The organism is Coleofasciculus chthonoplastes PCC 7420 (assembly GCF_000155555.1).
Taxonomy (GTDB): domain Bacteria; phylum Cyanobacteriota; class Cyanobacteriia; order Cyanobacteriales; family Coleofasciculaceae; genus Coleofasciculus; species Coleofasciculus chthonoplastes_A.
This window is the reverse complement of sequence record NZ_DS989862.1, coordinates 99,883-124,157: the sequence shown is the minus strand read 5'-3', so window position 1 is coordinate 124,157 and position 24,275 is coordinate 99,883. Positions and strand designations below refer to the sequence as shown.

The window sequence follows — 24,275 nt, the reverse complement described above, 5'->3', positions numbered from 1 at the left end:
GAGTATATGAAATTGAAACGACTCTACCTAGGAGATTATCGGGTCTTACGTGACCTAGAGATTTGCTTTTGTCCACCCACTGAACGCCGCCTAACTTTTACTCGCAACTATAGCCTTGACTTTCTCGTTGGTGTCAACGGCACAGGCAAATCAACGGTGCTGAAGATATTATGGAACTTAATGCAGCAATTAGAGGGAAATCCTTACATTGAATATCCCTTTGAACTGGAATATGAACTGGGAACGGATAACCAAAAGCGCACGATTAAAATTTCTAATCGCCACGAAGATCCGGAAACCGAAGAAATGATTTTCACCCCAGTTCCCTCAGCTTGGGAAAATAACCAACCTATTGCGATAAGTCGTGATATCTTACCGGAACTCGTCGTTGCCTTTACAACAGGTAGCGAAGGAGAATGGGATTTTGGTAGAGACCAAAACAGTTTGGACAGTGGCAATTTAGCTGAATTACAAGACTTGTCTCAACTCGAACGAGCAATTCGAGAGTTACCCGGAAAGCGAACCAACTTGGAAATCACCGAGGGACAAAACACAAGCGAAGGTAGTCGCTGTTTGTTTATCAAAAACCATCAGCTTCCTTTACTCACGCTTTGTAGTCTATTAGTCGATTTAGCAGAAAATTCTGATCAGTCAGGTTTAAAGGACGTTTTTCAAGAAGTATATATAAAACCCATATCCGGCTTTTCCCTGAAATTCCGGAAAACTCATGATCCCGCTTATTTAGGTGACTGGGATGATGTCAAGAGTTTAGCCCGGATAGCATCTTTGTGTCTGCATCAAGGAAATGATTACTTATTGGTGTTTGACTTAACTAGCACTGGGCATTCCATTGCTAAAGAGATTTTTAACAGCTTCTCTAGTGGTTTTGAGTTGTTCAAAAAACTCTCCTTACTCGCTAATGTGGATGAAAATGGACAATCCGTTTTGAGAGAAGTCAACATCTTTTTAGAACGGACAAATTCCCCGCATCCCGAAACCCATCTAGACGTTCCACCCTTACACCTGTTTGAGTGGCTCAGTGACGGGGAACGTAGTTTTTTAGGTCGGATGAGTCTATTTACTTTGTTAGGTACTACCGAAGCTTTGATTATTCTAGATGAACCAGAAGTTCACTTTAATGATTTCTGGAAACGCCAAATTGTGCAACTCTTAGACGCTAAGCTCAAAGATCGCCATAGCCATGTTTTAATTACGACTCACTCCAGTATCACATTAACTGATGTTCCCAAAGAAGATATTGTCGTCTTAGATCGGAATAACAACTACACTCAGAGTTCATTTAATCCAACATTGCGAACCTTTGGAGCTGATCCTAGCGATATAATGGTGCATGTGTTTGGTGCGCCACATCCTGCTGGAGCATCCAGTGTACACCGTATTGAGCAAGAGTTAGAAAACTCATTAAATCGAAGTCCCCATGAACGACGAGAGGTACTCGAAGAATTGCTGAATAATGTCGTTGCTCAAGGATATTGGAGCTATCTAATTCGTCGCGAATTGCAAACAATGGAAAAGGAATGATTTATCAAGTAGAGTTACCTGAACTCACGCTTAAGCGACTGACGGATGTAGTTTACCTACAAATGCGTTTACTAAGATACGCTGCTTCTACGGAGACTCTAAGTCGGCAAACCTGTGAGCGTTACCTGAAAGGATATAAAAGGTTTCGAGGACGACATAAACAAATTGCTGATTGGCTTTGGCGAGGTCCAAAAAGGCGCAAACTTTTAGAGAATTTTTCTCAAGGTTCACGTCCAGAAAAACTTGAATGGAGCAGATGTTTGTTTCGAGAAGCGCTGGCATTTCTGACTAACCCAGTCGGTTATATGACACCATATAGGAAAAAAGCCGCCCCAGATTGGCAGCAAGCAGGCGCTGAGTTTCTTTGCCTGTTCTATGAATATCTGGGTAAAGAATTACCTGATTACTTTTTTTCAGAAAGAGGAGCAACCCAATTTAATAAAAATAACCTTAAATCTAATTTTTTTAAGACTAATAATCAACTTGAAGTTTGCCCTGCTTGTGACTTTTCAGCTACTCGTAGTCAAGTTGATCACTATCTTCCCATTAGCCTCTATCCCCACCTTTCTTGTCATCCTTTTAACTTAATTCCTATCTGTAGTGAGTGTAATTCGTTAATGGTTAAGGGAAATCATGACGTACTTCAGAAAAACTCAAAAAATCGACGTAAATTAGAAGATATATTTTTGATATACAAAAATTGTGGACTTGGAGACTTAACTTATTTAAAGCTTGAACTAGAAAAAGGCTATAGGTCTATAAGCTTGATGGAATTTAAGCCGCGTAAAGGAGAAAATCTCCGTGACTGTATCGACGCATACTGTAATGCCTACCAAATTCCAGATAGATGGTTGGAAATAGTGAAAACAATTGAAAACCAGCTTTTCAGTCAAATTAAACAATTTATGAAAGCAGCAAAAGGACAAAGAGAATCACTTAACATTTTTGACGTAGACCGTGGACTTACAGAACTGCTACAAAGCTTGTGTGAAAACCAAGGTAAAATACCTTTTGCATTTCCCATGTCTTGGTGGCTTGCTACTTTAATTGAGAGAGAATTAAAACCAGCTATCAGCAGTTCTCAGCCGATAGAGGTTAAAAATTTTCCCTTACTTGAGGAAATAGCTGATTGGATAAGTCAGGACAACATATCACACCCTGCTTACATTCAAGAACCACACCTTAAGCAAGCCCGAAATTTAAGGAAAATAGTAGCAGAAGAAGGGTAGATTTGTATTCTTTCTAACCCACCCGACAAGCAATTTATGTTTTCTCGATCAATGGTTTCTCAACGATCGCGTAACTCCGAATCTGCCAAGGCGCTATCCTCAAGGCTTGCAGTGTCGGGGATTCTGGAGACTGATCCACAGGACGTTCCAATAAATCCACGCAACCATTTATCGCCAAACTTAAATCACTATTGAATGAAAATTCCGCTTCCTCTCCCTGAGATTCATAACACCGCAGAATCCAACGGTGGGGATTATCTTGCGATCGCTTGAACGCAATCATGACTAAATTTTCTGCCGATAACTCTAGCAAGGAACCCCCAGGGGGCAATGATTTAACACAAATGCCACTGACTTTAGAGTTTGTAGTCAGCGCTTTAGCGCTTCTGGCACGCTTCGTGCTACTACGAACCCAGCTTAAGTCAGTGCCATTCGATTTAACACCCTGATTCGCTGTATCTTCTAACCGAACGACTTGCAGGGGAAAATTTAACTCATACCCTCGCTGAACCGTTTTCGCGGCTTGCCAAGTTCCCGCATGAGGATAAAGGGCGTAGGTGAAGTGGTGAATTCCGCGATCGGCATCGGGATGGGGCCACATTGGGCTTTTGAGTAGGGTTAATCGGAGTTGAGAGGGTTGGGCGTCATAGCCGTATTTACAATCATTCAGGAGACTCACGCCGTAAGTTTTATCACCCAAATCTGCCCAACGTAAGGCTGGAACCTCCCACTTGGCTTGTTCGGCAGGGGTTTGGGGTTTGGTGGGGCGTTGGATGGCACCGCAGGGAATCTCATAGGTGGCGTAGTCGGCTTCTAGGTTTAAGGGGAATGCGGCTTTGACTAATACCTGGCGTTCCTGCCAATCTACGGTTGTGGCTATTTTAAGTAGGGGTGAATCTGATGTCAGGATGTACTCTTGGCAAAATTGGGATTGTCCTAATTGGCGAATGACTTGGAGACGCGATCGCAGATTTCCTTGTTCTAGCCATTGAATGGATTGTAGTTGGGTTGGTGGTAGGGGATGTTGATGGTAATTGGGGTCAATATTCCAGGCGTCCCAATATTGTCCTTTGTCTTCAAAGGCTTGCAGTTGATTTCCTGCACCGCTTAAGATTTCTCGCTGGTTGGGTTTATCAAAGATGCTGCTTAAGTCGCCTGTATTGGGATTGACGATGACTCGCAGATAGTCATTTTCGAGGATAAATTCGTTGTTGGGTTGGGGATTGGGGTGATTGTTTTCTGGGGGGGTGTCTGTGGGACAAAGCCAGACTATTTTATAGCCGATCGCGGGGATATCTTTTGCCTGAAATAGCAGATGGGTTTGACCTTTCGCTTCGCTTATATGGAATCCGGTTTGGCTGGGGATTTTTTCGCCGTTACTATCGTAAATTTGCCAGGTTTGATTGTTGGTGATGGGGAACTGTTTTTTCAACGCAGAGGTTCGCAGAGGTTCGCGCAGAGGTTCGCAGAGGGAGGGAGGTAAGGAGATGGTAATGAGTTCTGAATGTTGCCAGTTGAGGGGATTGAATAGAATTAGGGGTTGGGCGTTGGGGTGAGGGGGTGAAGGGAGGGTGATTTGGGACGCGATCGCGTTTAGGGATTCGGCTATGATGTCTTGGGTGACTGTTTCCACGTCTTGCCATTTTTGGTTGGCTTCAATGAAGACTTCGGGAATTGAGGTTCCGGGTAAGATGTCATGGAATTGATTAAAGAGGACGTTTTTCCAGGCTGTTTCTAGTTGAGTTTGAGGATAGTTTTTTTTGGTGATTAGGGTGGCGAGAGAGGCAAAGAGTTCGGCTTGATACAGTAATCCTTCGCAGCGACGATTCCAGCGTTTTTGATCAGCGTGGGTGGTATAACAGCCGCGATGGAGTTCTAGATAGAGTTCATTATTCCAAATCGGATTAGGGATGGGTAATTTGTAGGGGCGGGTTTCACTATTATCGTTGTTTGTTTCCCTGATTTGACTAAACCCGCCCCCGGAGACGCGCCGTGGCACGTCTCTACACATCATTTCCCTATCTTCTAATTGATTCTCAAGATTCTGCAAATATTTCAATGCGGTGGTAAATTCTAAATTGGGGAAGAAGGGAGACTGTTGCCAACGCTGGGCGACTTCTAACATATCGCGAGTGGGACCACCGCCATGATCGCCTACACCGGGTAACCAAAAGATATCCTTAATTTTTGTTTGGGTTTGCCACTTAATCCCATAATTGGTCATGGTAATTGGATTCGTGTCCATGACTCCAGTAATATTAGGCGGCGACATTAAACTGAGAATTCGAGTTCCATCCGGTGATTGCCACCAAAAGAGGTGATAGGGGAATTCAGTTGTGTCATTCCAATGCAGTTTTTGGGTGACAAAATAGTTTATTCCGCCTTGTTTTAAAAGTTGTGGTAATTGCCACGTAAAGCCAAAACTATCTGTTACCCAGGCGACTTGATTAATTTGACCGAATTTTTCTTGGGTATAACGTTGACCATAAAGAAGTTGCCGGACTATGGATTCACCATCAATTAAGTTTAGTTCTGGTTCAACCCACATTCCGCCAACTGTTTCCCATTTTCCAGCTATGACTTGTTGTTGAATTCGGCTAAATAAGTCGGGACGATTCTGTTCGATCCAGGCATAAAGGGCGGGTGTCGTATGGCAATAGGTTAAATTAGGAAAGTCTTGCTGTAAACTGAGAACAGATTCAAAGGTTCGCACCGCAACATCCCAAGTTTCCTGAGTTGACCATAACCAAGCCATATCTAAATGGGCATGACCGAGTAGGTGAAATGTGGCGTTAGGGGTGAGGTTTTGGGATAGAAGAGTTTGGCGCAATAGAGTTAGCGATCGCGTAAACTGATCGGCATCAGATACCCTCTGCCAGTCAATCTTAGATACAGCCACCGCCAGCGTTCCTAATTGTTCGGGTGCAAAGGCGGTTAAATAGTTCTGTAATACGGTTAATTCATCCGCCACAAATCCAGGATCAAGGGAGTTTGTTGATTCATAAATACAGGACGATCGCATTAACCCGCCAATATCATGACCTGGACTAACTAACCGTACCATGACAGTAATAATTTCCCCAGGACTAACGGCTGAACTGAGGAGGACTCTCGCTGACGAATCAAATAAGTCTCCTTCTTGGACTAACTCGCCATTAACAAAAATTTTGGCATCTTCCGCCCACCAGGTTAGGGCTAGTCGTAGGGTTAATCCGGCTAAAGGATAACCTTGTAAATCCTGGGGAATGATAAATTGTTGCCCGAACCACATTACTTGGCGTCCGGCTGACCAGATAATATAGCCTTTATCATTAAGTTCACTACTTGACCCGTTGGCAAAAATGTGGTTAATCATCTCCTCCAGAGGCAGATCTTCAGACCACAGTTTCCAATTAGTCTGCACATTCACCTGAGTTAAGGCGCGGAGTTTGGCAATAGAGTCAGAAAGGAAGGGTAAGGAAGACATAGTAATGAATGATAAAAATGAATAGTTAACAATCACAATTACGAAAACATCTGTCGCATTAATCCGCCTTTGAACCCGTTTTAACGGGTTTTAGCTTTTAGCCGGAAATTTATTTCCTGGCTAGACTGAATTAAGGGTGTATGGTGGGTGATGCCAGCGTTTATGGCGAAGACAGCGCAACTACGAACATTCGCTAAGAAAGCGATAAAGTATGGAATAATAAATAAGTCATCGCTGCTTCTGCTTGCATCACCATGTCTGCTTCTACCCCAGGTGGCTACCGCAGCCGATTGTTCAATCTTATCAATCATCATTCTCGCCGATTCATCGATCGCGGTGAACGGGCAATCCGACATTTGAAAGTCGCGGCTGTTTGGGGAACGCAGATTCTCCTCTATCCTATATATATGGTGGTTCAAGCCAGTCTCACGGCTGGGCGGCAACTTTCGGCAGAGGCAAAAGCGGGATGGATTCGATTAAAAGCCTTGACCCAATCCCAACCGCCAGAACCACCGCCTGCTGTTGATACGCCGATTCAACGGGTTCTCAAGGAAGTCGAAACCTTACAATTCACATCTTGCACCATTCTCAATAGGGCGGTTAAAACCGCAGCTACACAAACGAAACCCGCCTTCGCGGGTTCCCCAATCCTGGTTCCGCTAGTCCGCGAAGGCGGACTTGGTTTGTCTAGCTGCGAATTTGATTCGCCAAGGCTTATTGGAATAGAACCAAATCAAATAACAGATACTCCTAATCTAAATATCTCCTCATCCTCACGGGTAGAGATTCAAGGTGTAGCCACCCTCCTCCCCACCCGAACCCTAGTTCTGGTTTCCATCACTAATGAAATTTTGGATATCCTCACCCCAGAACAACAACAAAAACTGGCGGCGAGAATAAGCTGGGAATTGGCTACCCTTTATCGTCAGTGGCGTTTAACTGATAATTTAAAGGCTTTCAGGGTGCAACGCCAACTGAGTCACTTGGCTAAACCCTCTCTGTTTCTCCCCTTTAGACTATTCTGGCAACTCATGGCATGGGTGCAAACCAGTCCGGTTGCGATCGCGATTAATCTCTTCGGTGAGTCTAGTTTAGTCCCTGTCAGGGATTCAGCATTCTCAGAACCCGCATCTGATGCCGAAATTACCCAAAACCTTGCCTCTTCCTGGTGGGAACGATTGACACCAGGGGTAACCTTAGCCGCGATCGATGACACCATCGCCCAGTGGGAATTGCACCCGTTACAGACATCTAATCACGTTGCGATCGCACTCCGTCACCGCAGCCACAGTTTACTGCAAACCTTCCAAACCTCCTTCATCACCCCTCGACAGTCAACTGATCCAACCCAGACATCAGCATCTCACTCCTTTTGGCTGATGGGATTAATTTACGCCGCGATCGACTACTTTTTTGGTCAGCGTAGTTCTAACCCATTCCATCACCAAGACACAACCTCAGTTAACCCCACCGAGGACATTAATCAACGATTCGCTAACTCAACAAGTTTCGTCACCCTTCCTGGGGCAGAATTCACGTATACAACTGAACCTGATCCATGGTTAAACTGGGATGATTTATTTGGGTGTCCAAACCCCACGTTCACACCAAATATAGCATTACAAATTTCAGGACTTTCGACATTAGAAAATAACTTAAAACCTGAAACAGTTGTCAAGACGCCCGACTGGATTGAAACGGAGGCAATTTCCACAGGATATGTTAAACATCCCTTAGAACAAATCCTAGAATGGTTGGATGTGGGTATGCTTTTGCTGGAGGAGGTAACGATTAAAGCTTGGCAATGGATGCGACAATTTTTTACTAAGGACAATGCATGATATTAAGTTAGGTTCAAGGTAGTGGAGGAGATGGGGGGATGGGTGAGTCATGTTCCAGACGTGGTGCAAGAAGCGTCTGTGTGTAGGGGCGGGTTTAGGGATTAATATTGAATGTTATCCCTAGCTTGGCTGCAAAACCCGCCCGACCAAATAACAAATGACGAATGACGACTTATGACTATCCCGCGCACGATTTGCCTCGGATTCTTAGCCATGATTACCGTAGGCACATTTCTGTTAATTCTACCGTTCTCTACTCAAGATGGAACATGGACTGATCCAATTACCGCCTTATTTACCGCCACCTCGGCTGTCTGTGTCACGGGTTTAGCTGTCGTCGATACGGGCAGTTATTTTTCCGGTGTCGGTCAGTTTTTTGTCCTTGCCTTATTCCAGCTTGGCGGGTTAGGCTATATGACAACCACGACCTTTATGTTACTCTTAGTGCGTCGGAAGTTTAACTTGCGCCATAAAATAGCCATTCAACAAGCGTTTGATCGTCCCGGCTTAGAAAAAAGTTCGTTTGTTATTCGCTCAATTATTGCCACAGCATTGATTTTTGAATTAACCGGATTTTTCTTGTTGTTACTCGTCTTTGTTCCAGATCAAGGCTGGAATCAAGGCTTGTGGTTAGCTCTTTTTCACAGTGTTAGCGCTTGGAATAATGCCGGATTTAGTTTGTTTTCCGATAGTTTAATGGGCTATCAGTCCTCTATTGGGTTAATTATGATTATTTCAGGACTGATTGTCTTGGGTGGAATTGGTCAACCCGTCATTTTTGAATTGTATCTCTGGTTACGCGATCGCTTTCAGTATAAACACGAAAAACTCACGTTTTCGCTTAACTTCAAAGTGGTAACCAGTACAACACTATTCCTGTTAATCTTAGGCACAATTGCCTTCTTCTTTGTCGAAGTCAATAACGCCAACATTTTAGGAAATTTGAGCTTCCGGGATAAACTCTTAAACGCCTGGTTTCAGTCGGTGACAACTAGAACAGCAGGATTTAACACCATTGATATCGGTAAAATGACAGCAGCGGGTTTATTTATGACGATTGCCTTCATGTTTATCGGTGCAAGTCCCGGCGGAACCGGGGGTGGTATGAAAACGACAACGTTTCGGGTGTTAGCGAATTGTACGAAGGCGATTTTACAAGGAAAAGAGGAAGTTTATCTTTACCAACGTCAGGTTCCGCTCAACCTAATCTTAAAAGCCACGGCGGTTCTGGTTGGTTCTGTCACCACCGTAATTATTTCGACCATTTTAATTGCGATTACCGATCCCCAGGTTCCGTTTATTCAACTCCTCTTTGAAGTGGTATCGGCTTTCGCCACCGTGGGACTTTCAACAGGCATTACCGCCAGTCTCTCGGCGTTGGGAAAACTTATTTTAGTGGCAACCATGTTTATCGGACGGGTGGGAATTATCGCATTTATGGCAACCCTTCTCGGCGATCCGCGTCCTAGCCACATTCGTTATCCGGAAGAAAATCTACTGGTAGGATAATGCTAATCTAATGGGTATAGGGTTATGATTAATAATATTTCATTGAGGAAAGGATAAGGGTGTGAGTTGGTCATCTGTAGGGTTCTGGCGGAAGCTGCATCGCGAAGATAAGCAATTTGCTGTCATTGGTTTAGGGCGGTTTGGACGAGGCGTTTGCTCATCCCTACACCATCTGGGACACGAAGTCTTAGGAACGGATATTAATGAAAAACTGGTTACTCAAGTCTTGACCGACCAAATCGCCGCCCATGCGATTCAACTCGACTCCACCGATCCCAAAGCCTTGAAAGAGGCGGGAATTTTTGAGTTTGATACGGTGATTATTGCGATTGGCAACTATTTACAGGAAAGTATTATTACCACGCTCAATATTAAGGAAGCGGGTGTCCAATATGTGGTGGCTAAAGCGTCTTCAGAAGTTCATGGTAAATTGTTAGAACGGGTTGGTGCGGATCGGGTGGTTTATCCGGAATATGAAGCGGGTTGTGCTTTGGCGCGATCGCTGACTCAGCCTTCTATTTTAGATCGGTTTGAGTTAGACCCGAATCACAGTATTGTCGAGATATCGGTTCCTGAAGAGTTTAATGGCAAAACTGTGATGGAACTGCAACTGCGGAATCGCTATGGCTTAAACTTGTTGGCAGTTGGTCAAGATGATCAGTTTGAGATTAATCCCGCCCCTACAACTCGCCTGTTTAAAGGGTTTGCGATGGTGGTAATTGGTTCCAATCGAGATATTGAGCGTTTGCCTATTTAAGCAGGGAACAGGGAACAGGGAACAGGTACTGTAGGGGCGGGTTTCACTATTATCCTTTCTTCTCTCACCTAAATGGAATGCCAAGAGTTTGTAGTAAGCGCTTTAGCGCTTCTGGCACTAAAGTGCCTACTACGAACCCAGCTTAAGTCAGTGACATTCCACCTAAATGTGACTAAACCCGCCCCGATTCCCCTATCTTTCATCATTAATAATTCATACAACTTGAATTTCATCCAATTGTGCGATCGCGACATCTGCATCCGGGAAATGAATTGATGTTCCCCAGCTAATTCCAATACAACCCGCCGCACCCGCACGACTTGCCATCGCCATGTCTCCGGCTGAATCTCCCACCATCAGCGTTGCACTCGCAGAAACGCCTAAACGTTCACAGGCTTGCAGAAATAACGCTGGATCAGGTTTACTAAGGTCTGTATCAACTCCTTGTTGTAATTGAATATAAGGTTCTAACTGGTGACGTTTCACAAAAGCCTGCACTCCTGCTGTGGAAGCCGCCGACAGAATTCCCAATTTTAAACCCGCTTCAGACAAGGATTTGAGGATATCTAAACTCCCGGCAAATAACGGTGAAGTTCCCGCAGCATCCTTGAGATATCGCTCTGCTTCGACAAAGGCATTACGGGCAATTTCCAGAGATTCTAACCAACCTCGCCCCGTTTCCGCAATATAAGCCGCTGCTGCAATTTCACTTTCCCGACGGCTACCCACCGCCATCAATCCCGTCGGATCAAGGCTATCATCCTGAATCCCAAACGCCATCAGCAAGGGTTCACCCACACCAGGAATTTGAGCATCAATCAAGCGCGATCGCTTATGCGCCAATTCTCGCAAAAAGGCTTGTGAATCTTCTAACGTCCCATCTTTATCAAAAATGATCGCTTCTATATTCGGGAATGTCATCTCCCGACAGCGAATAGTTACCAAGGGTTACACTCCTAGAACACGGCATATCAGCTATCAGAGATTATCTTCCCATGTTGCTGATGATTCGTACAGGAGTGCAGGGGGTACAGGTGTAGGGGCGGGTTTTACCGATAACATTTTGCCACAAACCAATAACGTGACTAAACCCGCCCTTGGGAAAACAGGCGGAGCTGTAGTCAGGGCGGGTTTTGTACAAACGTTACCATCAATAGTGACAAGAAAATCCCTAAACCAGCCCCTACAAACCAGGACTCTTGAGCCAAGCAAAGAGTCTTCCCAAATATTTAATAGAACATGAAACTGTTTAAGCCTGTCGCAGGTGTTTCTTGATTCACTTGGACGGCTGGAGACATTGAGGAGGTTGGCGTTAAAATTGCTGTACCTAATAAGGTAAAAAATCCCACAAATCCTACTAATAATAGTGTAGTGGCTTTGGCGTTCGATGTTCCTTCCTCAACAGACTGATTGACGGTAATTGAGCAGTCTTCTCTAATAATCGTACTCCACTCACTGCCACTTGCTGCCCACAAGCCCAGCAAATTTAAATCACACAAGGAGTCATTGAATGGGGTTGTGTCTTGGGGATAAATTTTCTGTGACATTATGATAGGTTTCCTTTATTAACGCAGTTTGCTAACTAACAAATAGGTAATTTTGCTCATGGCGCTGACAAAATTTTACCTTTTGATCGCTTTTTAGTATAGGCGAACCCTTCTTAAACGAATAACACTTTTAAAAAATTGAAACATTCAAGAGAGTAAAACATATAGAATTTGTTACAAAATCAGAGGTCATGCATTTACAGTAGGGGCGCACAGACGTGCGCCCTTTTAAGTAGTCGGACAAAAGAAAACGGTACTGTATTAAGTTTTACAAATCGCCCTCAAACCTTTACTGTTGCCTGTTGCCTGTTGCCTGTTGCCTTGCTTACTCCCTTCTGCCTGCGGCTGTCTTGTACCCCCCAGCATAAGTAATCACACACATATTTCGATACTGAATATGATAGCCAAAGGCTACACCCGCAACTTGAAAAGCGGAATTAAAAATATTGTTTCGATGCCCGCGATCGCGCACCCCATCATCGATAATTAATTGCATGATCATGTCATCCGCCCGCGCCACACCATAGGTAATATTTTCACCCGCCGTGATCTGCCAACGCCCATACCGATTCAGACGGATAAACGGAGTGCTGCGATCGCGACCAATATGCCCAATATTTCCCGTTTCTCCTTGATCGCGAACATGATCCTTCGCCGCTTGCGACATCCCTAGAGATAGTTTTAACGGCGATAAGGGACGAGTGGATTGGATAAAATCAATCGCCTCATCAACCGCATTGACACCTTCAATGGTGCGTAAAAATACCTGTTGAGAAAGTTTAACCTGGTTCCCCGAAAAGCGCTGTTTCCAGTTGTTTAAAAGCGGAAGATAAGACCTGGGCGTTGTTCGCACTTTATTCATTTCCTCAATCACCCTCAATTCCAATGGCGAGAGAATAATTGTCCGGGCTGAATTCATCATTGATCCTTGGGTGTGGGATATCACATAATTACAATAGACGTATTGGGTTCTGGAAAAACGGCTCACGGAAGCTACCCTATCCCTGCTGTCGCCCAGAACCTTGATATGTACTCGCCCATTACCAATTTCTCAGGACTAACGCTGTGCAAATTCCTCGGCTGCACCCAGACACCATCGCCCAAGTCAAAGAACGAGTAGACATTGTTGATATCGTCTCGGAGCAAGTTGTGCTGCGAAAGCGGGGTAAAGACTATGTGGGCTTGTGTCCCTTCCATGGCGAAAAGACACCCAGTTTTACCGTCAGTCCCAACAAACAAATGTACTACTGCTTCGGCTGCGGTACGGGTGGAACTGCGATTAAATTCCTCATGGAAGCGGGAAAACAGTCCTTCAGCGAGGTGGTTCTGGACTTAGCTCGGCGCTATCAAATCCGAGTGAAAACCCTGGAACCTGAACAACGTCAGGAATTACAGCGTCAGCTATCCTTACAGGAGCAACTGTATGAGATTTTGGCACTCGCCGCCTCATTTTATCAGCACGCACTCCGACAACCCCAAGGACAGCAGGCGCTGGAGTATTTGCAATCTCAGCGACATCTGGGTGAGGAAACCCTACAACAGTTTCAGGTAGGCTATGCACCAGCGACGTGGGAAACGCTGTACCGTTATCTGGTGGAGCAAAAAGGCAAACCCGTACAACTGGTTAAAGATGCGGGATTAATTTTGCCACGCAAATCAGGAGACGGCTATTATGATCGGTTTCGCGATCGCATCATGATTCCGATTCATGATCGTCAAGGGCGAGTGATTGGGTTTGGTGGGAGAGCATTAGGGGATGAACTTCCCAAATATCTTAATTCTCCCGAAACGCCGCTATTTAATAAAGGGAAAACCTTATATGCCTTAGACAAAGCCTACAACGCGATCGCGGATCAGGATCAGGCTGTAGTGGTGGAAGGCTATTTTGATGCGATCGCGCTGCATCGGGTAGGGATTCACAACGTCGTCGCTTCCTTGGGTACAGCCTTAAGTTTGGATCAAATGCGCCTACTGCTGCGTTACACCGAATCCAACCAAATCATCCTCAACTTTGACGCCGACAAAGCCGGAACCATAGCCGCCGAACGCGCGATCGGAGAAATTGCCGACTTAGCCTACAAAGGACAAGTACAACTGCGGATACTCAACCTCCCTGATGGTAAAGACGCCGACGAATTCCTCACCCATACCCCCGATGGTGCAGAACAATACCAACAGCTACTCCAAAACGCGCCCTTATGGTTACATTGGCAGATTGATCAACTCATAATTGGAAAAGATCTCAAGCAAGCCCCCCAATTTAAACAAGTTGCTCAGAAAATCGTCAAATTGCTGTACAAATTAGAGGACGTTAACCAGCAAAGTTATTACATCAACTACTGTGCCGAAAAGCTGAGTCTAGGAGAAAGCCAAATGATTCCTCGACTCGTCCAAGCGTTACAGACGCAACTGAATACATTACGCATCACTCCAATCAAAAAAGATGACAAGTCTAATCTAAAGCAGCAAAACTTACCCATTTCGATTGACTTATCCATTAGTCAAGAACACAGTCTACTCGAAGAAGCGGAAGCCTTACTCTTACGAATTTATCTGCATCGTCCCGAATATCGCCAGACGATCATCGACATCTTAGATGCCAAGGATTTGTTGTTTAGTCTTTCTCCTCACCGATTTTTGTGGCAGCAAATCTTAGACGTGCAATCTGTCGCGCAATCTATCCTATTACAGCACCCTGAAAAGCTAATTTCCCTATTACAAGACCGCAGTATCCAGTTTCCAGAGGAAATGGTTCTGGTGGAACATTTATTCCACTTAAATGAAAAGCGTAGTCAAGATCTTACTCGCACTCCCTTAGCCATTCGTACCGCCGCTGCTTGTTTAGAAGTCGTGACGTGGAACAAACACAAGCGATATTGTATAGAACAATGGCAAAAGCTAAATTTTGCTACTGACCCGAAACTTAAGGAATACTATTCTCAAGGAATTCGGGAAGCCTATAAACGCTTGCAAGAGTTACAGAAAATGCGTCAAACTAATATCTTAGACATCCATCAATTTGCCCCCATATAGTTAGGATCTGCTGAATGAGTTGTGGTTGTGGGTGGAGCTGGGGAAGCTGGGGAAGCTGGGGGAGCTGGGGAAGCTGGGGAAGCCAGGGTCAAAGCGATTTTAATTTTTCTTGATATGTCCTAACTAGAGTGCGTAGTGCTATAGCAATCCTATTTAGGTTGTGGCAATTTTCAAAAATGAAACCCTTGCTATACCTGGCTTTCGAGCTTTTCGCTTGTTGCATCCTATTTAGGATTGCTATATAATGCTAAGCTCTAGTCTTAACAGTTAAAAACAGAATAAAGTATCGCGAGTTTGGCGACCTGTGGTGGGGTTTGTACCTGTAGCCATTTGACACAATTTTTCTTCAGCTTTGGGATCAAGAAAAGCATCGGTAAAATCAGCCCCTTCAATTGTCGCACCATCAAACTGAGCATTGAAAGCATAGGCTCCTTCAAGCACAGCATTTTTCAAATTAGCACCATTCAAACGCGCTTTATCTAACGTTGAGTAGCTGAGGTTTGCTCCCTCAAAATTCGCCAATTTCAGATTTGCCCCAAAAAAACTAACCCCCTGCAACTCCGCATGGCTAAAATTACTTTCTCGCAAATCAGCCTGGTTAAAACTGGCATCAGTCAGCACGCGATCGGAAAAATCTGAATTAACCAAATATTCTTTGTTATAATCCACAGCCAAAGCCGGGGCAGCGTGAAGCATCGCTAGGGTAAAAGGGCTAGCGATAAAAATTAAGAAGCTAGCTATTCCAACTAAAATGAATCTGAACATAATTGGTGAAATCTGTAGATGTTTCTGACCAATTATATAAGGAGGCGGACTTGGAGCCTGTTCTCAAAGGTCGTGAAGGGTTCTACAGATGCTTCGTTTCGTTCCTCCGCTTCGCTCCGGACTCCACTCAGCATGACAGATTCTACCTTAGACTGCAACTTGGTATGACGAATGACGAATGACGAATGACGTAGCTTGCTTCTCGCGATAGCGAGTATGACATAAACAAATGACAAATGCAAAAGGACAACTAGGAGAACAGCTCGTTGCCACCTGGTTACAAGCCCAAGGTTGGACTATTTTACATCACCGATGGCACTGTCGCTGGGGAGAAATCGACCTGATTGCCTATCGGGATGGAGAGGTAAAGGAAAATCCCGTCTCCAATCGGGATATAAACCCCCAATTTCATCTCCCTACCCCCTTGCCAGCCAACGCGGAGTCACCTATCTTAGGCTTTGTCGAGGTGAAAACTCGCAGTCGAGGGAATTGGGATGCCGATGGTCAATTGGCGATTACATCCTCTAAGCAAGCCAAAATTTGGCGAACAGCCGAACTATTTTTAGCAGAAAATCCCGATTTAAGTGATCTTCCTTGTCGGTTTGATGTCGCCCTTGTTCGCTACCACCGTATCTGTAAAAACTCACGCCCTGTTAATACTAGGAATGTATTGCCGACTTCAGCCCCTCAATTTGGTGAACCATTCATTCTTGAAGGATATGAGCTTATTTTACAAGACTATATCGAATCCGCTTTCTTTTGACGGAGGGCAGGTTTTATTGCCGCGAACTTCGAGTTCCCTCCCCTTGTCAAGGGGAGGGTTAGGGAGGGGTAAAATCAAGCGATTGAAGATGTTTGAGCTGAAATTGACACTAATGATTTATAACTCGCCCTGACCGAGTTTTGAGTTAACTCCCTCATCTGGTAATTAAGGAAGAGGTAATTGGTGATTAGGGAGTAGGAAAAATTCCCCCATCCCCATGCATCACGCCGATTTCATCGTTGTCATCGGTTCGGGTAAGGTTAGAATCTCTACCCCATCTGACGTAACTGCTATAGTATGCTCAAACTGAGCCGAAAGCTTACGATCCTTTGTCAGCGCTGTCCATTTATCAGCCAGAATTTCCACTTCCCACGTCCCTTCATTAATCATAGGTTCAATGGTGAACACCATCCCGGAACGCAGACGCTTTCCTTTACCGCGAGTACCATAGTGAGGCACCTGGGGAGCCGTATGAAAGATTCGATTAACTCCGTGTCCGACAAAATCCCGCACCACAGAAAAACCATTAGCTTCCGCGTATTCCTGAATAGCCGCCCCAATATCACCAATGCGGTTTCCGGGTTTCACGGCGGCGATTCCCCGCATCATACATTCGTAGGTGACTTCAACCAGTTTTTTGGCGGTGGGTGAAGGTGTACCGACAAAGAAGGTTCGAGACGTATCCCCATGAAATCCATCCACAATCGGGGTTACATCAATATTGATAATGTCCCCATCTTGCAGAATTTGTTTAGCATTGGGGATACCGTGACAGACGACTTCATTAATACTGGTACAAATTGACTTAGGAAAGTCATGATAACCGAGGGGAGCGCTTTTTGCTCCATGTTCCTGAGTCCAGCGCTCGGCTTCATCATTGAGTTCCAAGGTACTGACTCCTGGCTGAATCATGGGTTCAAGGTGATCCAGGAGCTTGGCGGCTAAACGTCCAGCTTGACGCATTTTCTCGATTTCTCGGCTCGATAGGAGAACGATTCTTTCTGGTGCCATGACTATTTATGCGGTTATTTCCCTAATCAACGAGGGTGTATCTATGTGAGTCTTTCTTAACTTTACTGCGAACTCTTGCCTCTTCCCCACTGCTGTTGAATTTCGTTATTGGTTATAGCGCTACGCGCTCGGCAATAGGCAATAGGCAACACCTCGACTTCGCTCGGTGTGGAATATGCAATAGGTTAATGGGTTATAGAAATTTTGTCTCCCCTGCTCCCCCTGCTTCCCCTGCTTCCCCTGCTCCCCCTGCTTCCCCTGCTCCCCCTGCTCCCCCTGCTTCCCCTGCTCCCCTCCTGCTCCCCTCCTGCCTTCTTCATCAACTCTTTACATGAGAATTCAGAAATTTCCCAATTCTTTAGTGAAGTGTGGCTTAAAATAATAAATAGGTCGTTATACTCATTCAAATCAATCAAAATGACAATCTGGGTAAATATCGGAGAACGCTCAAACTAAGCCAAATTAGCTTTATGAAAAAGTTAATTTTATTCTCAATACTACTATCAGTAATTTCTCGTCATTTACCATTAATCCTGATCTAAAATTACAGTGTTTTTGAAGTCATTTTCTCTGATAGTGTGGGGGAATGCTCGGCTAAGATACATTTAAATTAACTATTGCCTGTTCTCTGTATCCCTTTACTCAAATCTGGGTAGGTCGTTTAAATCCACAGGCGCTTAGTAACATCAACAGTCTACTACTATATCTGTTGAATAAAGATTAAATGCCAATTAATTTCTAAAGTGTAATTTGTCGCTTTGGAGGCAAAATCGAGTAGGTTCAATGTCTGCTCTGGTTAACAGCGTTACAATTTCAACAAAATATTATTCCTTAACTATCTACCCCTAATCATCAGAGATAATAACCCGGTTTTTGTGAGGTGTCATGACAGAGCTAGCCCTAATCCGCAAACCCATTATTCAACCCACTGAAATCCTGAGTCAGTTACAGACAGGACAACTCCTCAGGGTGAATAGTACTCGTGGTAATGCATTAATCATAATGCACCGTCATCATGCAGAACTGGCGGGTTCTGGTGCTGCTGTTGGTGGGATTTTTGATGCGGATTGTACGCGGGTTGTTCCCCTTGGTACGCTTTCGTTAGTGTATCCTGAATCGCGGTACGAACGCCAGAAAGCGTATCAATTACGGCAGCGCTGGATCTTGTTTACCCAACATGCCATGATCACTTATGTGCCACTACACCGTGCCAAAATCTTATTGAGTTTACTCTATAAATATTTCGACGCCCAGCTTATTGATGAACTCTCTGATGACGTGATTGCTCAGTTAGTTGGAGTTTTGCCAAAAACAATTGGTATAGTTCGTCGATCGCGAATGTCACCGACTCAACAGAAACCCCAGACGAGGAAACCCGTAGGGGTTTGACTCAATGAACAGTAATATTAAGGCTGGTGGGCAATGCCCACCCTACGGTATATCAAGGGTTTTGGCGCTACCAAAATGCTTATTTTAGTTGGTAAAGGACAATTGGTTGTTCACTGTCCTCAAATTGCCACTGTCCCATCGGTTGCGGTGGCTGGGGTAAATGGTTCGCGATCGCCTCATAAACGCTATGAGATATACAAATACCGCCAGGAGGGGCTTCTGCGGTAAGATGGTGGGCAATTTTGACGCCGGGTCCACTCACGCCCGTGTAACAAAAAATAACATCTTCCCAGTGAATGCCAATCCGATAACAGAGTTCTGAATTTGAGTCCCGTTGAACGGCGGATTGAAGTGTTAATTGAATCTCTTGGGCAAAGTTAACCGCCTGTAGGGCACTGGGAAACACAATTAACATTCCTTGGTCAATAGATTTGATAATTTTCCCGTCAAATTCTTGAGCAAGCTGGACAAACAATTGCAGGTCTTTATAAAGTTGATTAAACGTCGATTCCGGATGAGCCAGCAGGTTAGCGGTTAAGTTGACGCCCTCAATCACTACCATGCTAGCTTGGCGTGTTTCGGGGGGGAACTTTAAGCTTAGGGGTTTTAGGCGATCGCGAAAATATTGGTGATACAATTGACACCGCAGCCTAACCTTGCCTTGATCTACCTGCACCAGTCCCAGATTCTGCAAGCGACGGGTAAGAATTGGCTCAAATTCTACAGGCGTTGATGAATTGACCACTTGAATCAAAGCATTCATTAGTCCTGAATCCTGGTGGAGATGCCATAAGCATTGGTGCAAATGCTCCCGATAAATGTCTGCTTCTGCGGTAACGGTTGCTAAGAATTGATCAATGGAAATATTTTCTGTTTTAATCGCATTTAAAGTTAGCTGAATCAGAGAAGGATGACCCCCTAAAAACTGATACAATTGCTTGACCTGTTGCGGTTGCCAATTGAATCCATGGCGAATCACTAAATCTTGGACTTGTTCCCCGGTTAATTCAGGTAACTGAATCGATAATTCTGCTGTAAACTCAATGGAATTTACCCCAGACATGGCGTAAATTTCAGTTGAATTCACAATCACGAGGCGCAAGTTTTGCCACATCTGGCTACACCTATCCCCATAGCTAGATTTTTCACCCCAGCTTTGCAGTAACCTAAAAAATTCTTGAGCAATCTCTGGATAGTTCAACAGTAGATCAGCGTTGTCTAAGGCTAAAACCAAAGGATTATCAAGTTTCGGTAAGAGATAAGTTTCAAAATAATACGTACTGTTAGCATTTCCGCCATAGATATCATCCCAATAGGTTGGCACTTGATGCGGTAAATCTAAGCCCCGTGTCACTACCGCACAGAACCATTGCAGGAATCGATTTAAATCACAGACTATCGAAGACTCTGCCAGTTGCAGGTTTAAAAGGATTGTATAAAAGCCTTCCGCCCTAGCCTGCTGCAAGATTCGCGTCATCAGAGAGGTTTTACCCATTTGCTTGGGGGCAACAATTTGGATGGAACTTCCTGGTTTTATAAGAGTTTCGTGACACAGGGATTCAATGGGTAGACGTTCGATATAAAAGGAAGAATTGAGAGGTACTGGACTTTTGAGTGGAACTTGCTCATAATCAGATAATTTGCTGTCTGCTTTGGTATAATCATTAGGATTAAGCGTCAGATCAAAGGCGCTGAAATAGGACATCAACGTTTTGCGATCGACAGGTATGATCCGCCGTCGTACCTTGATCAGGGTGTTTGGACTTAAATGGGTACGTTCGCTTAATTGTTCCAGGGTGTAGGGTTTTCCCCCATTATCTTGAAAGGCTGACTTGCGCTGCGCGGCTTTTAGGCGTTGCCAACCTTGAACGGAAAGAATAACTCCCCGTTGACGTTTGGGAGGCTGATATTTTGGTGACATTTAGGTTAAGAGTCGCTTAAGGGTCAAATTTGTTCAAACTGTTCATTCTAAACTAAAACTGTGAAAAAACGGTGAACGCTTGATCTGAAGTCGCCGACTGTTACGCCGCATCATAGAGTCAGTCGTTAAGTTGTGAACCTAACTTGTGATCTTGCATTGTATTATTTGGGGAGTAAGGGCAAACTGCAAGAAACAAGTTGATAGGGCAAATGCCTTAGTGATTACAATGATGGGCATTATCGGTACTTTAAGCGACGTATCATTACCAGAGATTTTTCAGTTAATTGAAAAGGGCAAAAGAACGGGACTGTTGACAGTTCGTGCTTTGCCGCCAGCTACCGGAACTTACTACTTATGGGTAAAACAAGGTCACATTATCGCGGCGGCGAATCGCCAAGATGGACAAGGTTTAATCTCATTGATTAGCAAATGTAAATTAGTGAGCGATCGCGTGTTATCAAAACTGGTTCAATGGTGTTGTCCAGTCAATCAGCCATTAGGCGTCTGTTTAAAACAACAAGGTGTTTTAACTCGCTTAAACTTAGAACAACTGTTTCAAATTCAACTGTTGCAGCAATTGTCTGTGCTTTTTCAACTGCAAGATGGTTCTTTTCGATTTGATTCCCTGGCGGTAATTCCTACTCAAGAAATGACCGGGTTAAGTATTCCGGCGACAGAAGCCACCTTAATGGGATTGCGCGTTTTAGCCCATTGGGATAATTTGGCGGCTAAATTACCAGATCCAAATCAGAATTTACTCCGTAAAATTGCGGGTTATCCTTCCTATCGACTAGATACATTAGAATGGCAAATTTGGCAGTATAGTAAAGACGCTGTATCCCTTCATACCATTGCCCAAAATCTCAAGTTTCCGGTAGAACAGGTTCAACACATTGCCTTTAGGTTGATTAGCATGGGGTTAGCTGAAGCCATTCCTTAAGCCCCGCTCGTAGTAAGCGCTTTAGCGCTATAAACGCTCGCCTTGATTAAATCTTTGAACCCGTTTTAACGGGTTTTAGCTTTTAGCCAGAACTTGAGTTCAAGGCTTAAGCTAATCTAGGTGATATTCAATTGAATTAAACTACTTTAGCTTTGACGCGGAAATTTATTTTCCGGCTATATTTTATTTTTGATCATCCCAATCCAAATGTTTTATCCCCCATTCATGCATCGCTTCAAGAATCGGTTGAAGACTCTCACCTAATGGTGTTAAAGAATACTCAACCTTTGGCGGAACTTGCAGATAAACCTCCCGATGAACAATACCATCCGCTTCCAGTTCTCGTAACTGTTGAGTTAGCATTTTCTGGGTAATACCATGTAAAGCCCGATGTAACTGACCAAAACGCTTCACCTCTGCAAATAATTCCCGCAGAATTAAGACTTTCCATCGACCGCCAATAACCTCTAATGTACGTTCTACCGGACAATTGGCGCGTTCACTCTCGGCGCGTTTGGTTGCCATAGTATCGTTTTGGTAACTAGCTTACTTTAAAGTGCATACTTCCCATAATAGTGGTATGGGTTTTATAGTTGAACTATCAGGACTTACGCAGCCACACCATATATATTGGTTAAGGTGCGTTACGCTACGCTAACACACGATGGCGGCGTGGCACACCTAATTTGATAGATTAGCTTGGGTTCGTAGTAAGGGCTTTAGCCCTATATTTTGTTGGGATGCTTCCTGTGAATACCTAACCCAGTCCGATGGTTATAGGGATAACAAAGGACAAAGGACGAATGACAAATGATTAAACTTCGCAAATCTCAAGAACGAGGACATGCTAATCATGGTTGGTTAGATACCTATCATACCTTTTCATTTGCTAACTATTACGATGCAAATGCGATGGGATTTCGTACCCTGCGGGTGATTAATCAGGATCGGGTTAATCCGGGTGCAGGATTTGGTACTCACGGACATCGGGACATGGAAATTATTACTTATGTTTTAGATGGAGCGCTAGAACATAAAGATAGTATGGGGAATGGTTCTGTGATTTATCCCGGTGATGTACAACGGATGAGTGCGGGAACAGGGATTCGTCATAGTGAATTTAATCATTCACAAACTGAACCCGTTCACTTATTACAGATTTGGATTTTGCCCGATAAAAATGGACATCATCCTAGCTATGAACAGCATAACTTTGGCATCGCCAAGAATCCCGGACAATTCCATTTAATTGCTTCAGGTGATGGCAGAGAAAACTCCCTGACGATTCATCAAGATGTAAACGTATATGCAGCCGTCTTGACAAAGCGCGATCGCATCACTCATTCTTTCCCACCTCAACGCTATGGCTGGCTACAGGTAGCGCGAGGTACGATTACGGTGAACGGGTTAGCCTTAGAGTCAGGTGATGGTGCAGCTTTGAGTGAGGAAACGGATGTGACAATAGCGGCGACAACCGATACTGAAATTTTACTCTTCGATTTAGCATAATCTGAACTGTTGGAATAGTAAAGCCACTTTATCCAAATCTTTATCCCCCGGCGATCGCTCAACGCCACTGGATAGATCAATCCCATTGGGGTGCAATCGTTTCAACGCTTCGCCAATGTTCTCTGGGGTTAAGCCGCCAGCCAGAAACCACGGCAAAGGGGGATTAAATTCAGCTAGCTTTTCCCAGTCGAGTGTCTTACCCGTACCCCCTAGCATTTGGGGATGATAAGCATCGAGTAACAAGGTATCGACACAACTGACATAGCGATCGGCTACCTGTAAATCTTCCGGCGTTTTCACCCTCAAGGCTTTGATCAATTCAATCTCAGGCAGAAATTGCCGCAATTGGCTGCAAAATTCGGGGGATTCATTTCCATGAAGTTGAATGCCGTTCAATTTGGCTTGGGTAACCGTGGCGCAGATGTCTTCAACGGAAGCGTTGGCAAATACGCCGATAGTATCCATCGATATCGTCAATGAGTCTAGGATCAATCCGATTTGATTGGGGGTGACGTACCGGGGGGAAGCTGCTACACATACGAATCCCAGGGCGGTTGCACCCTTTTGCGCGATCGCTTGTCCTTGTTCTGGTTTGGTAATGCCACAAATTTTAACCCGCATCGATAGCCCCATTCTTGTTTTTTCGTTAAATTGTTAAATATTACAACATTTTATGAATTTTATCCCGATAATTCTTTATTATTTTTTCACTTGTATCTGTTTATCAAGACCAGGAGAATATACAATGCTTAACACAACCTTATTCGCGGCGGTGCAATCGTTTGTACCCTCAACCCCTAGCTGGACTCCCACTGTGGGGCTAGTGATGATTATCTGCAACTTGGTGGTACTGGTTGCAGGGTACTACGCGATTCAAAATCCGGGTGTGGGACCGGATTTACCCCTGCCAAAACCCGCCATTTTCAAGCGTTTCGGTGTGACCGAACTGTTGGCAACGGCTAGCTTGGGACACCTGGTTGGCGCTGGTGTGATCTTGGGACTGAGTAACGCCGGGGCACTCTAAGTCGGGATTTCGAGATCCCTTCTTCCCTT

At 44.5% G+C, this 24,275-nt stretch carries 20 protein-coding genes; 11 read left to right on the top strand and 9 right to left on the bottom strand.

Going from position 1 to position 24,275, the window contains the following annotated elements; all coding sequences use genetic code 11:
• Positions 1-12 precede the first annotated feature (12 nt).
• Both MC7420_RS25960 and MC7420_RS25955 read left to right on the top strand, forming a co-directional pair.
• Positions 13-1,542, top strand: a complete 1,530-nt coding sequence (locus tag MC7420_RS25960; RefSeq protein ID WP_198016556.1) for an AAA family ATPase — start codon at positions 13-15, stop codon at positions 1,540-1,542.
• The gene (locus MC7420_RS25955; protein ID WP_006104201.1) at positions 1,539-2,771 is read left to right on the top strand and encodes a hypothetical protein; all 1,233 of its coding nucleotides are present in this window, start codon (positions 1,539-1,541) and stop codon (positions 2,769-2,771) included. The genes MC7420_RS25960 and MC7420_RS25955 overlap by 4 nt, the downstream gene beginning before the upstream one ends.
• 34 nt (positions 2,772-2,805) lie before the next feature.
• On the opposite strand, the gene MC7420_RS25950 is transcribed toward MC7420_RS25955, so the two are convergent.
• Positions 2,806-6,237, bottom strand: coding sequence for an alpha-mannosidase (locus MC7420_RS25950; RefSeq protein WP_006104142.1), 3,432 nt, complete (start codon positions 6,235-6,237; stop codon positions 2,806-2,808).
• 254 nt (positions 6,238-6,491) lie between these two features.
• On the opposite strand from MC7420_RS25950, the gene MC7420_RS25940 reads away from it, so the two are divergent.
• From MC7420_RS25940 to MC7420_RS25930, 3 genes are all read left to right on the top strand, one after another.
• On the top strand, positions 6,492-8,078 hold the full coding sequence (locus MC7420_RS25940) for a hypothetical protein (protein ID WP_006104210.1): 1,587 nt from the start codon (positions 6,492-6,494) through the stop codon (positions 8,076-8,078).
• Positions 8,079-8,252: 174 nt separating this feature from the next.
• A complete protein-coding gene (locus tag MC7420_RS25935) occupies positions 8,253-9,587 on the top strand; it encodes a TrkH family potassium uptake protein (protein WP_006104095.1) in 1,335 nt (444 codons plus the stop codon).
• A gap of 61 nt (positions 9,588-9,648) precedes the next feature.
• On the top strand, positions 9,649-10,344 hold the full coding sequence (locus MC7420_RS25930) for a potassium channel family protein (RefSeq protein ID WP_006104163.1): 696 nt from the start codon (positions 9,649-9,651) through the stop codon (positions 10,342-10,344).
• Between the two features lie 213 nt (positions 10,345-10,557).
• On the opposite strand, the gene MC7420_RS25925 is transcribed toward MC7420_RS25930, so the two are convergent.
• The 3 genes from MC7420_RS25925 to MC7420_RS25915 all read right to left on the bottom strand — a co-directional run bounded on the left by MC7420_RS25925 (position 10,558) and on the right by MC7420_RS25915 (position 12,813).
• Positions 10,558-11,289 carry an HAD family hydrolase gene (locus tag MC7420_RS25925; RefSeq protein ID WP_006104174.1) on the bottom strand — a complete coding sequence of 244 codons (732 nt, stop codon included), beginning with the start codon at positions 11,287-11,289 and terminating at the stop codon, positions 10,558-10,560.
• Positions 11,290-11,573: 284 nt separating this feature from the next.
• On the bottom strand, positions 11,574-11,891 hold the full coding sequence (locus MC7420_RS25920) for a hypothetical protein (RefSeq protein ID WP_044209748.1): 318 nt from the start codon (positions 11,889-11,891) through the stop codon (positions 11,574-11,576).
• A gap of 325 nt (positions 11,892-12,216) precedes the next feature.
• Complete coding sequence (locus MC7420_RS25915) at positions 12,217-12,813, bottom strand: CAP domain-containing protein (protein ID WP_006104117.1); 597 nt, start codon at positions 12,811-12,813, stop codon at positions 12,217-12,219.
• A 143-nt stretch (positions 12,814-12,956) separates the two neighbouring features.
• Here MC7420_RS25915 and dnaG point away from each other — a divergent pair, with 143 nt between their 5' ends.
• A complete protein-coding gene (gene dnaG / locus MC7420_RS25910; RefSeq protein ID WP_006104187.1) occupies positions 12,957-14,924 on the top strand; it encodes a DNA primase in 1,968 nt (655 codons plus the stop codon).
• A 267-nt stretch (positions 14,925-15,191) separates the two neighbouring features.
• On the opposite strand, the gene MC7420_RS25905 is transcribed toward dnaG, so the two are convergent.
• The gene (locus tag MC7420_RS25905) at positions 15,192-15,689 is read right to left on the bottom strand and encodes a pentapeptide repeat-containing protein (RefSeq protein WP_006104186.1); all 498 of its coding nucleotides are present in this window, start codon (positions 15,687-15,689) and stop codon (positions 15,192-15,194) included.
• A gap of 229 nt (positions 15,690-15,918) precedes the next feature.
• On the opposite strand from MC7420_RS25905, the gene MC7420_RS25900 reads away from it, so the two are divergent.
• Positions 15,919-16,452 carry a YraN family protein gene (locus MC7420_RS25900; RefSeq protein WP_006104097.1) on the top strand — a complete coding sequence of 178 codons (534 nt, stop codon included), beginning with the start codon at positions 15,919-15,921 and terminating at the stop codon, positions 16,450-16,452.
• Between the two features lie 222 nt (positions 16,453-16,674).
• Here MC7420_RS25900 and map read toward each other — a convergent pair whose 3' ends face one another.
• A complete protein-coding gene (gene map, locus MC7420_RS25895) occupies positions 16,675-17,463 on the bottom strand; it encodes a type I methionyl aminopeptidase (RefSeq protein WP_006104147.1) in 789 nt (262 codons plus the stop codon).
• A gap of 885 nt (positions 17,464-18,348) precedes the next feature.
• On the opposite strand from map, the gene MC7420_RS25890 reads away from it, so the two are divergent.
• Complete coding sequence (locus tag MC7420_RS25890) at positions 18,349-18,852, top strand: hypothetical protein (protein ID WP_006104200.1); 504 nt, start codon at positions 18,349-18,351, stop codon at positions 18,850-18,852.
• Between the two features lie 79 nt (positions 18,853-18,931).
• Here the strand turns inward: MC7420_RS25890 and MC7420_RS25885 are convergent, their stop codons facing one another.
• Positions 18,932-20,773: an AAA-like domain-containing protein gene (locus MC7420_RS25885; RefSeq protein ID WP_006104098.1), complete on the bottom strand. Its 1,842-nt coding sequence runs from the start codon at positions 20,771-20,773 to the stop codon at positions 18,932-18,934.
• A gap of 145 nt (positions 20,774-20,918) precedes the next feature.
• Between MC7420_RS25885 and MC7420_RS25880 the strand changes: the two genes are divergently transcribed.
• A complete protein-coding gene (locus MC7420_RS25880) occupies positions 20,919-21,713 on the top strand; it encodes a DUF4388 domain-containing protein (RefSeq protein ID WP_006104161.1) in 795 nt (264 codons plus the stop codon).
• Positions 21,714-21,896: 183 nt separating this feature from the next.
• On the opposite strand, the gene MC7420_RS25875 is transcribed toward MC7420_RS25880, so the two are convergent.
• Positions 21,897-22,238, bottom strand: coding sequence for a winged helix-turn-helix transcriptional regulator (locus tag MC7420_RS25875; RefSeq protein ID WP_006104150.1), 342 nt, complete (start codon positions 22,236-22,238; stop codon positions 21,897-21,899).
• 285 nt (positions 22,239-22,523) lie between these two features.
• Between MC7420_RS25875 and MC7420_RS25870 the strand changes: the two genes are divergently transcribed.
• The gene (locus tag MC7420_RS25870) at positions 22,524-23,222 is read left to right on the top strand and encodes a pirin family protein (RefSeq protein ID WP_006104128.1); all 699 of its coding nucleotides are present in this window, start codon (positions 22,524-22,526) and stop codon (positions 23,220-23,222) included.
• Here the strand turns inward: MC7420_RS25870 and MC7420_RS25865 are convergent.
• Entirely contained in the window at positions 23,214-23,843 is a 630-nt protein-coding gene (locus MC7420_RS25865) for a phosphoribosylanthranilate isomerase (RefSeq protein ID WP_044209741.1), read from the bottom strand. The genes MC7420_RS25870 and MC7420_RS25865 overlap by 9 nt on opposite strands.
• 124 nt (positions 23,844-23,967) lie before the next feature.
• On the opposite strand from MC7420_RS25865, the gene psaK reads away from it, so the two are divergent.
• Complete coding sequence (gene psaK, locus MC7420_RS25860) at positions 23,968-24,246, top strand: photosystem I reaction center subunit PsaK (RefSeq protein WP_006104148.1); 279 nt, start codon at positions 23,968-23,970, stop codon at positions 24,244-24,246.
• Positions 24,247-24,275 lie beyond the last annotated feature (29 nt).

Coding starts and splice junctions, on each gene's coding strand:
- MC7420_RS25915 (WP_006104117.1), bottom strand. CDS start 12,813: ATGATGAATTCAGCCCGGACAATTATTCTCTCGCCATTGGAATTGAGG.
- MC7420_RS25865 (WP_044209741.1), bottom strand. CDS start 23,843: ATGCGGGTTAAAATTTGTGGCATTACCAAACCAGAACAAGGACAAGCG.
- MC7420_RS25900 (WP_006104097.1), top strand. CDS start 15,919: ATGACAAATGCAAAAGGACAACTAGGAGAACAGCTCGTTGCCACCTGG.
- MC7420_RS25950 (WP_006104142.1), bottom strand. CDS start 6,237: ATGTCTTCCTTACCCTTCCTTTCTGACTCTATTGCCAAACTCCGCGCC.
- MC7420_RS25890 (WP_006104200.1), top strand. CDS start 18,349: ATGACAGAGCTAGCCCTAATCCGCAAACCCATTATTCAACCCACTGAA.
- MC7420_RS25870 (WP_006104128.1), top strand. CDS start 22,524: ATGATTAAACTTCGCAAATCTCAAGAACGAGGACATGCTAATCATGGT.
- MC7420_RS25920 (WP_044209748.1), bottom strand. CDS start 11,891: ATGTCACAGAAAATTTATCCCCAAGACACAACCCCATTCAATGACTCC.
- MC7420_RS25940 (WP_006104210.1), top strand. CDS start 6,492: ATGTCTGCTTCTACCCCAGGTGGCTACCGCAGCCGATTGTTCAATCTT.
- MC7420_RS25935 (WP_006104095.1), top strand. CDS start 8,253: ATGACTATCCCGCGCACGATTTGCCTCGGATTCTTAGCCATGATTACC.
- map (WP_006104147.1), bottom strand. CDS start 17,463: ATGGCACCAGAAAGAATCGTTCTCCTATCGAGCCGAGAAATCGAGAAA.
- MC7420_RS25875 (WP_006104150.1), bottom strand. CDS start 22,238: ATGGCAACCAAACGCGCCGAGAGTGAACGCGCCAATTGTCCGGTAGAA.
- MC7420_RS25885 (WP_006104098.1), bottom strand. CDS start 20,773: ATGTCACCAAAATATCAGCCTCCCAAACGTCAACGGGGAGTTATTCTT.
- MC7420_RS25905 (WP_006104186.1), bottom strand. CDS start 15,689: ATGTTCAGATTCATTTTAGTTGGAATAGCTAGCTTCTTAATTTTTATC.
- psaK (WP_006104148.1), top strand. CDS start 23,968: ATGCTTAACACAACCTTATTCGCGGCGGTGCAATCGTTTGTACCCTCA.
- MC7420_RS25955 (WP_006104201.1), top strand. CDS start 1,539: ATGATTTATCAAGTAGAGTTACCTGAACTCACGCTTAAGCGACTGACG.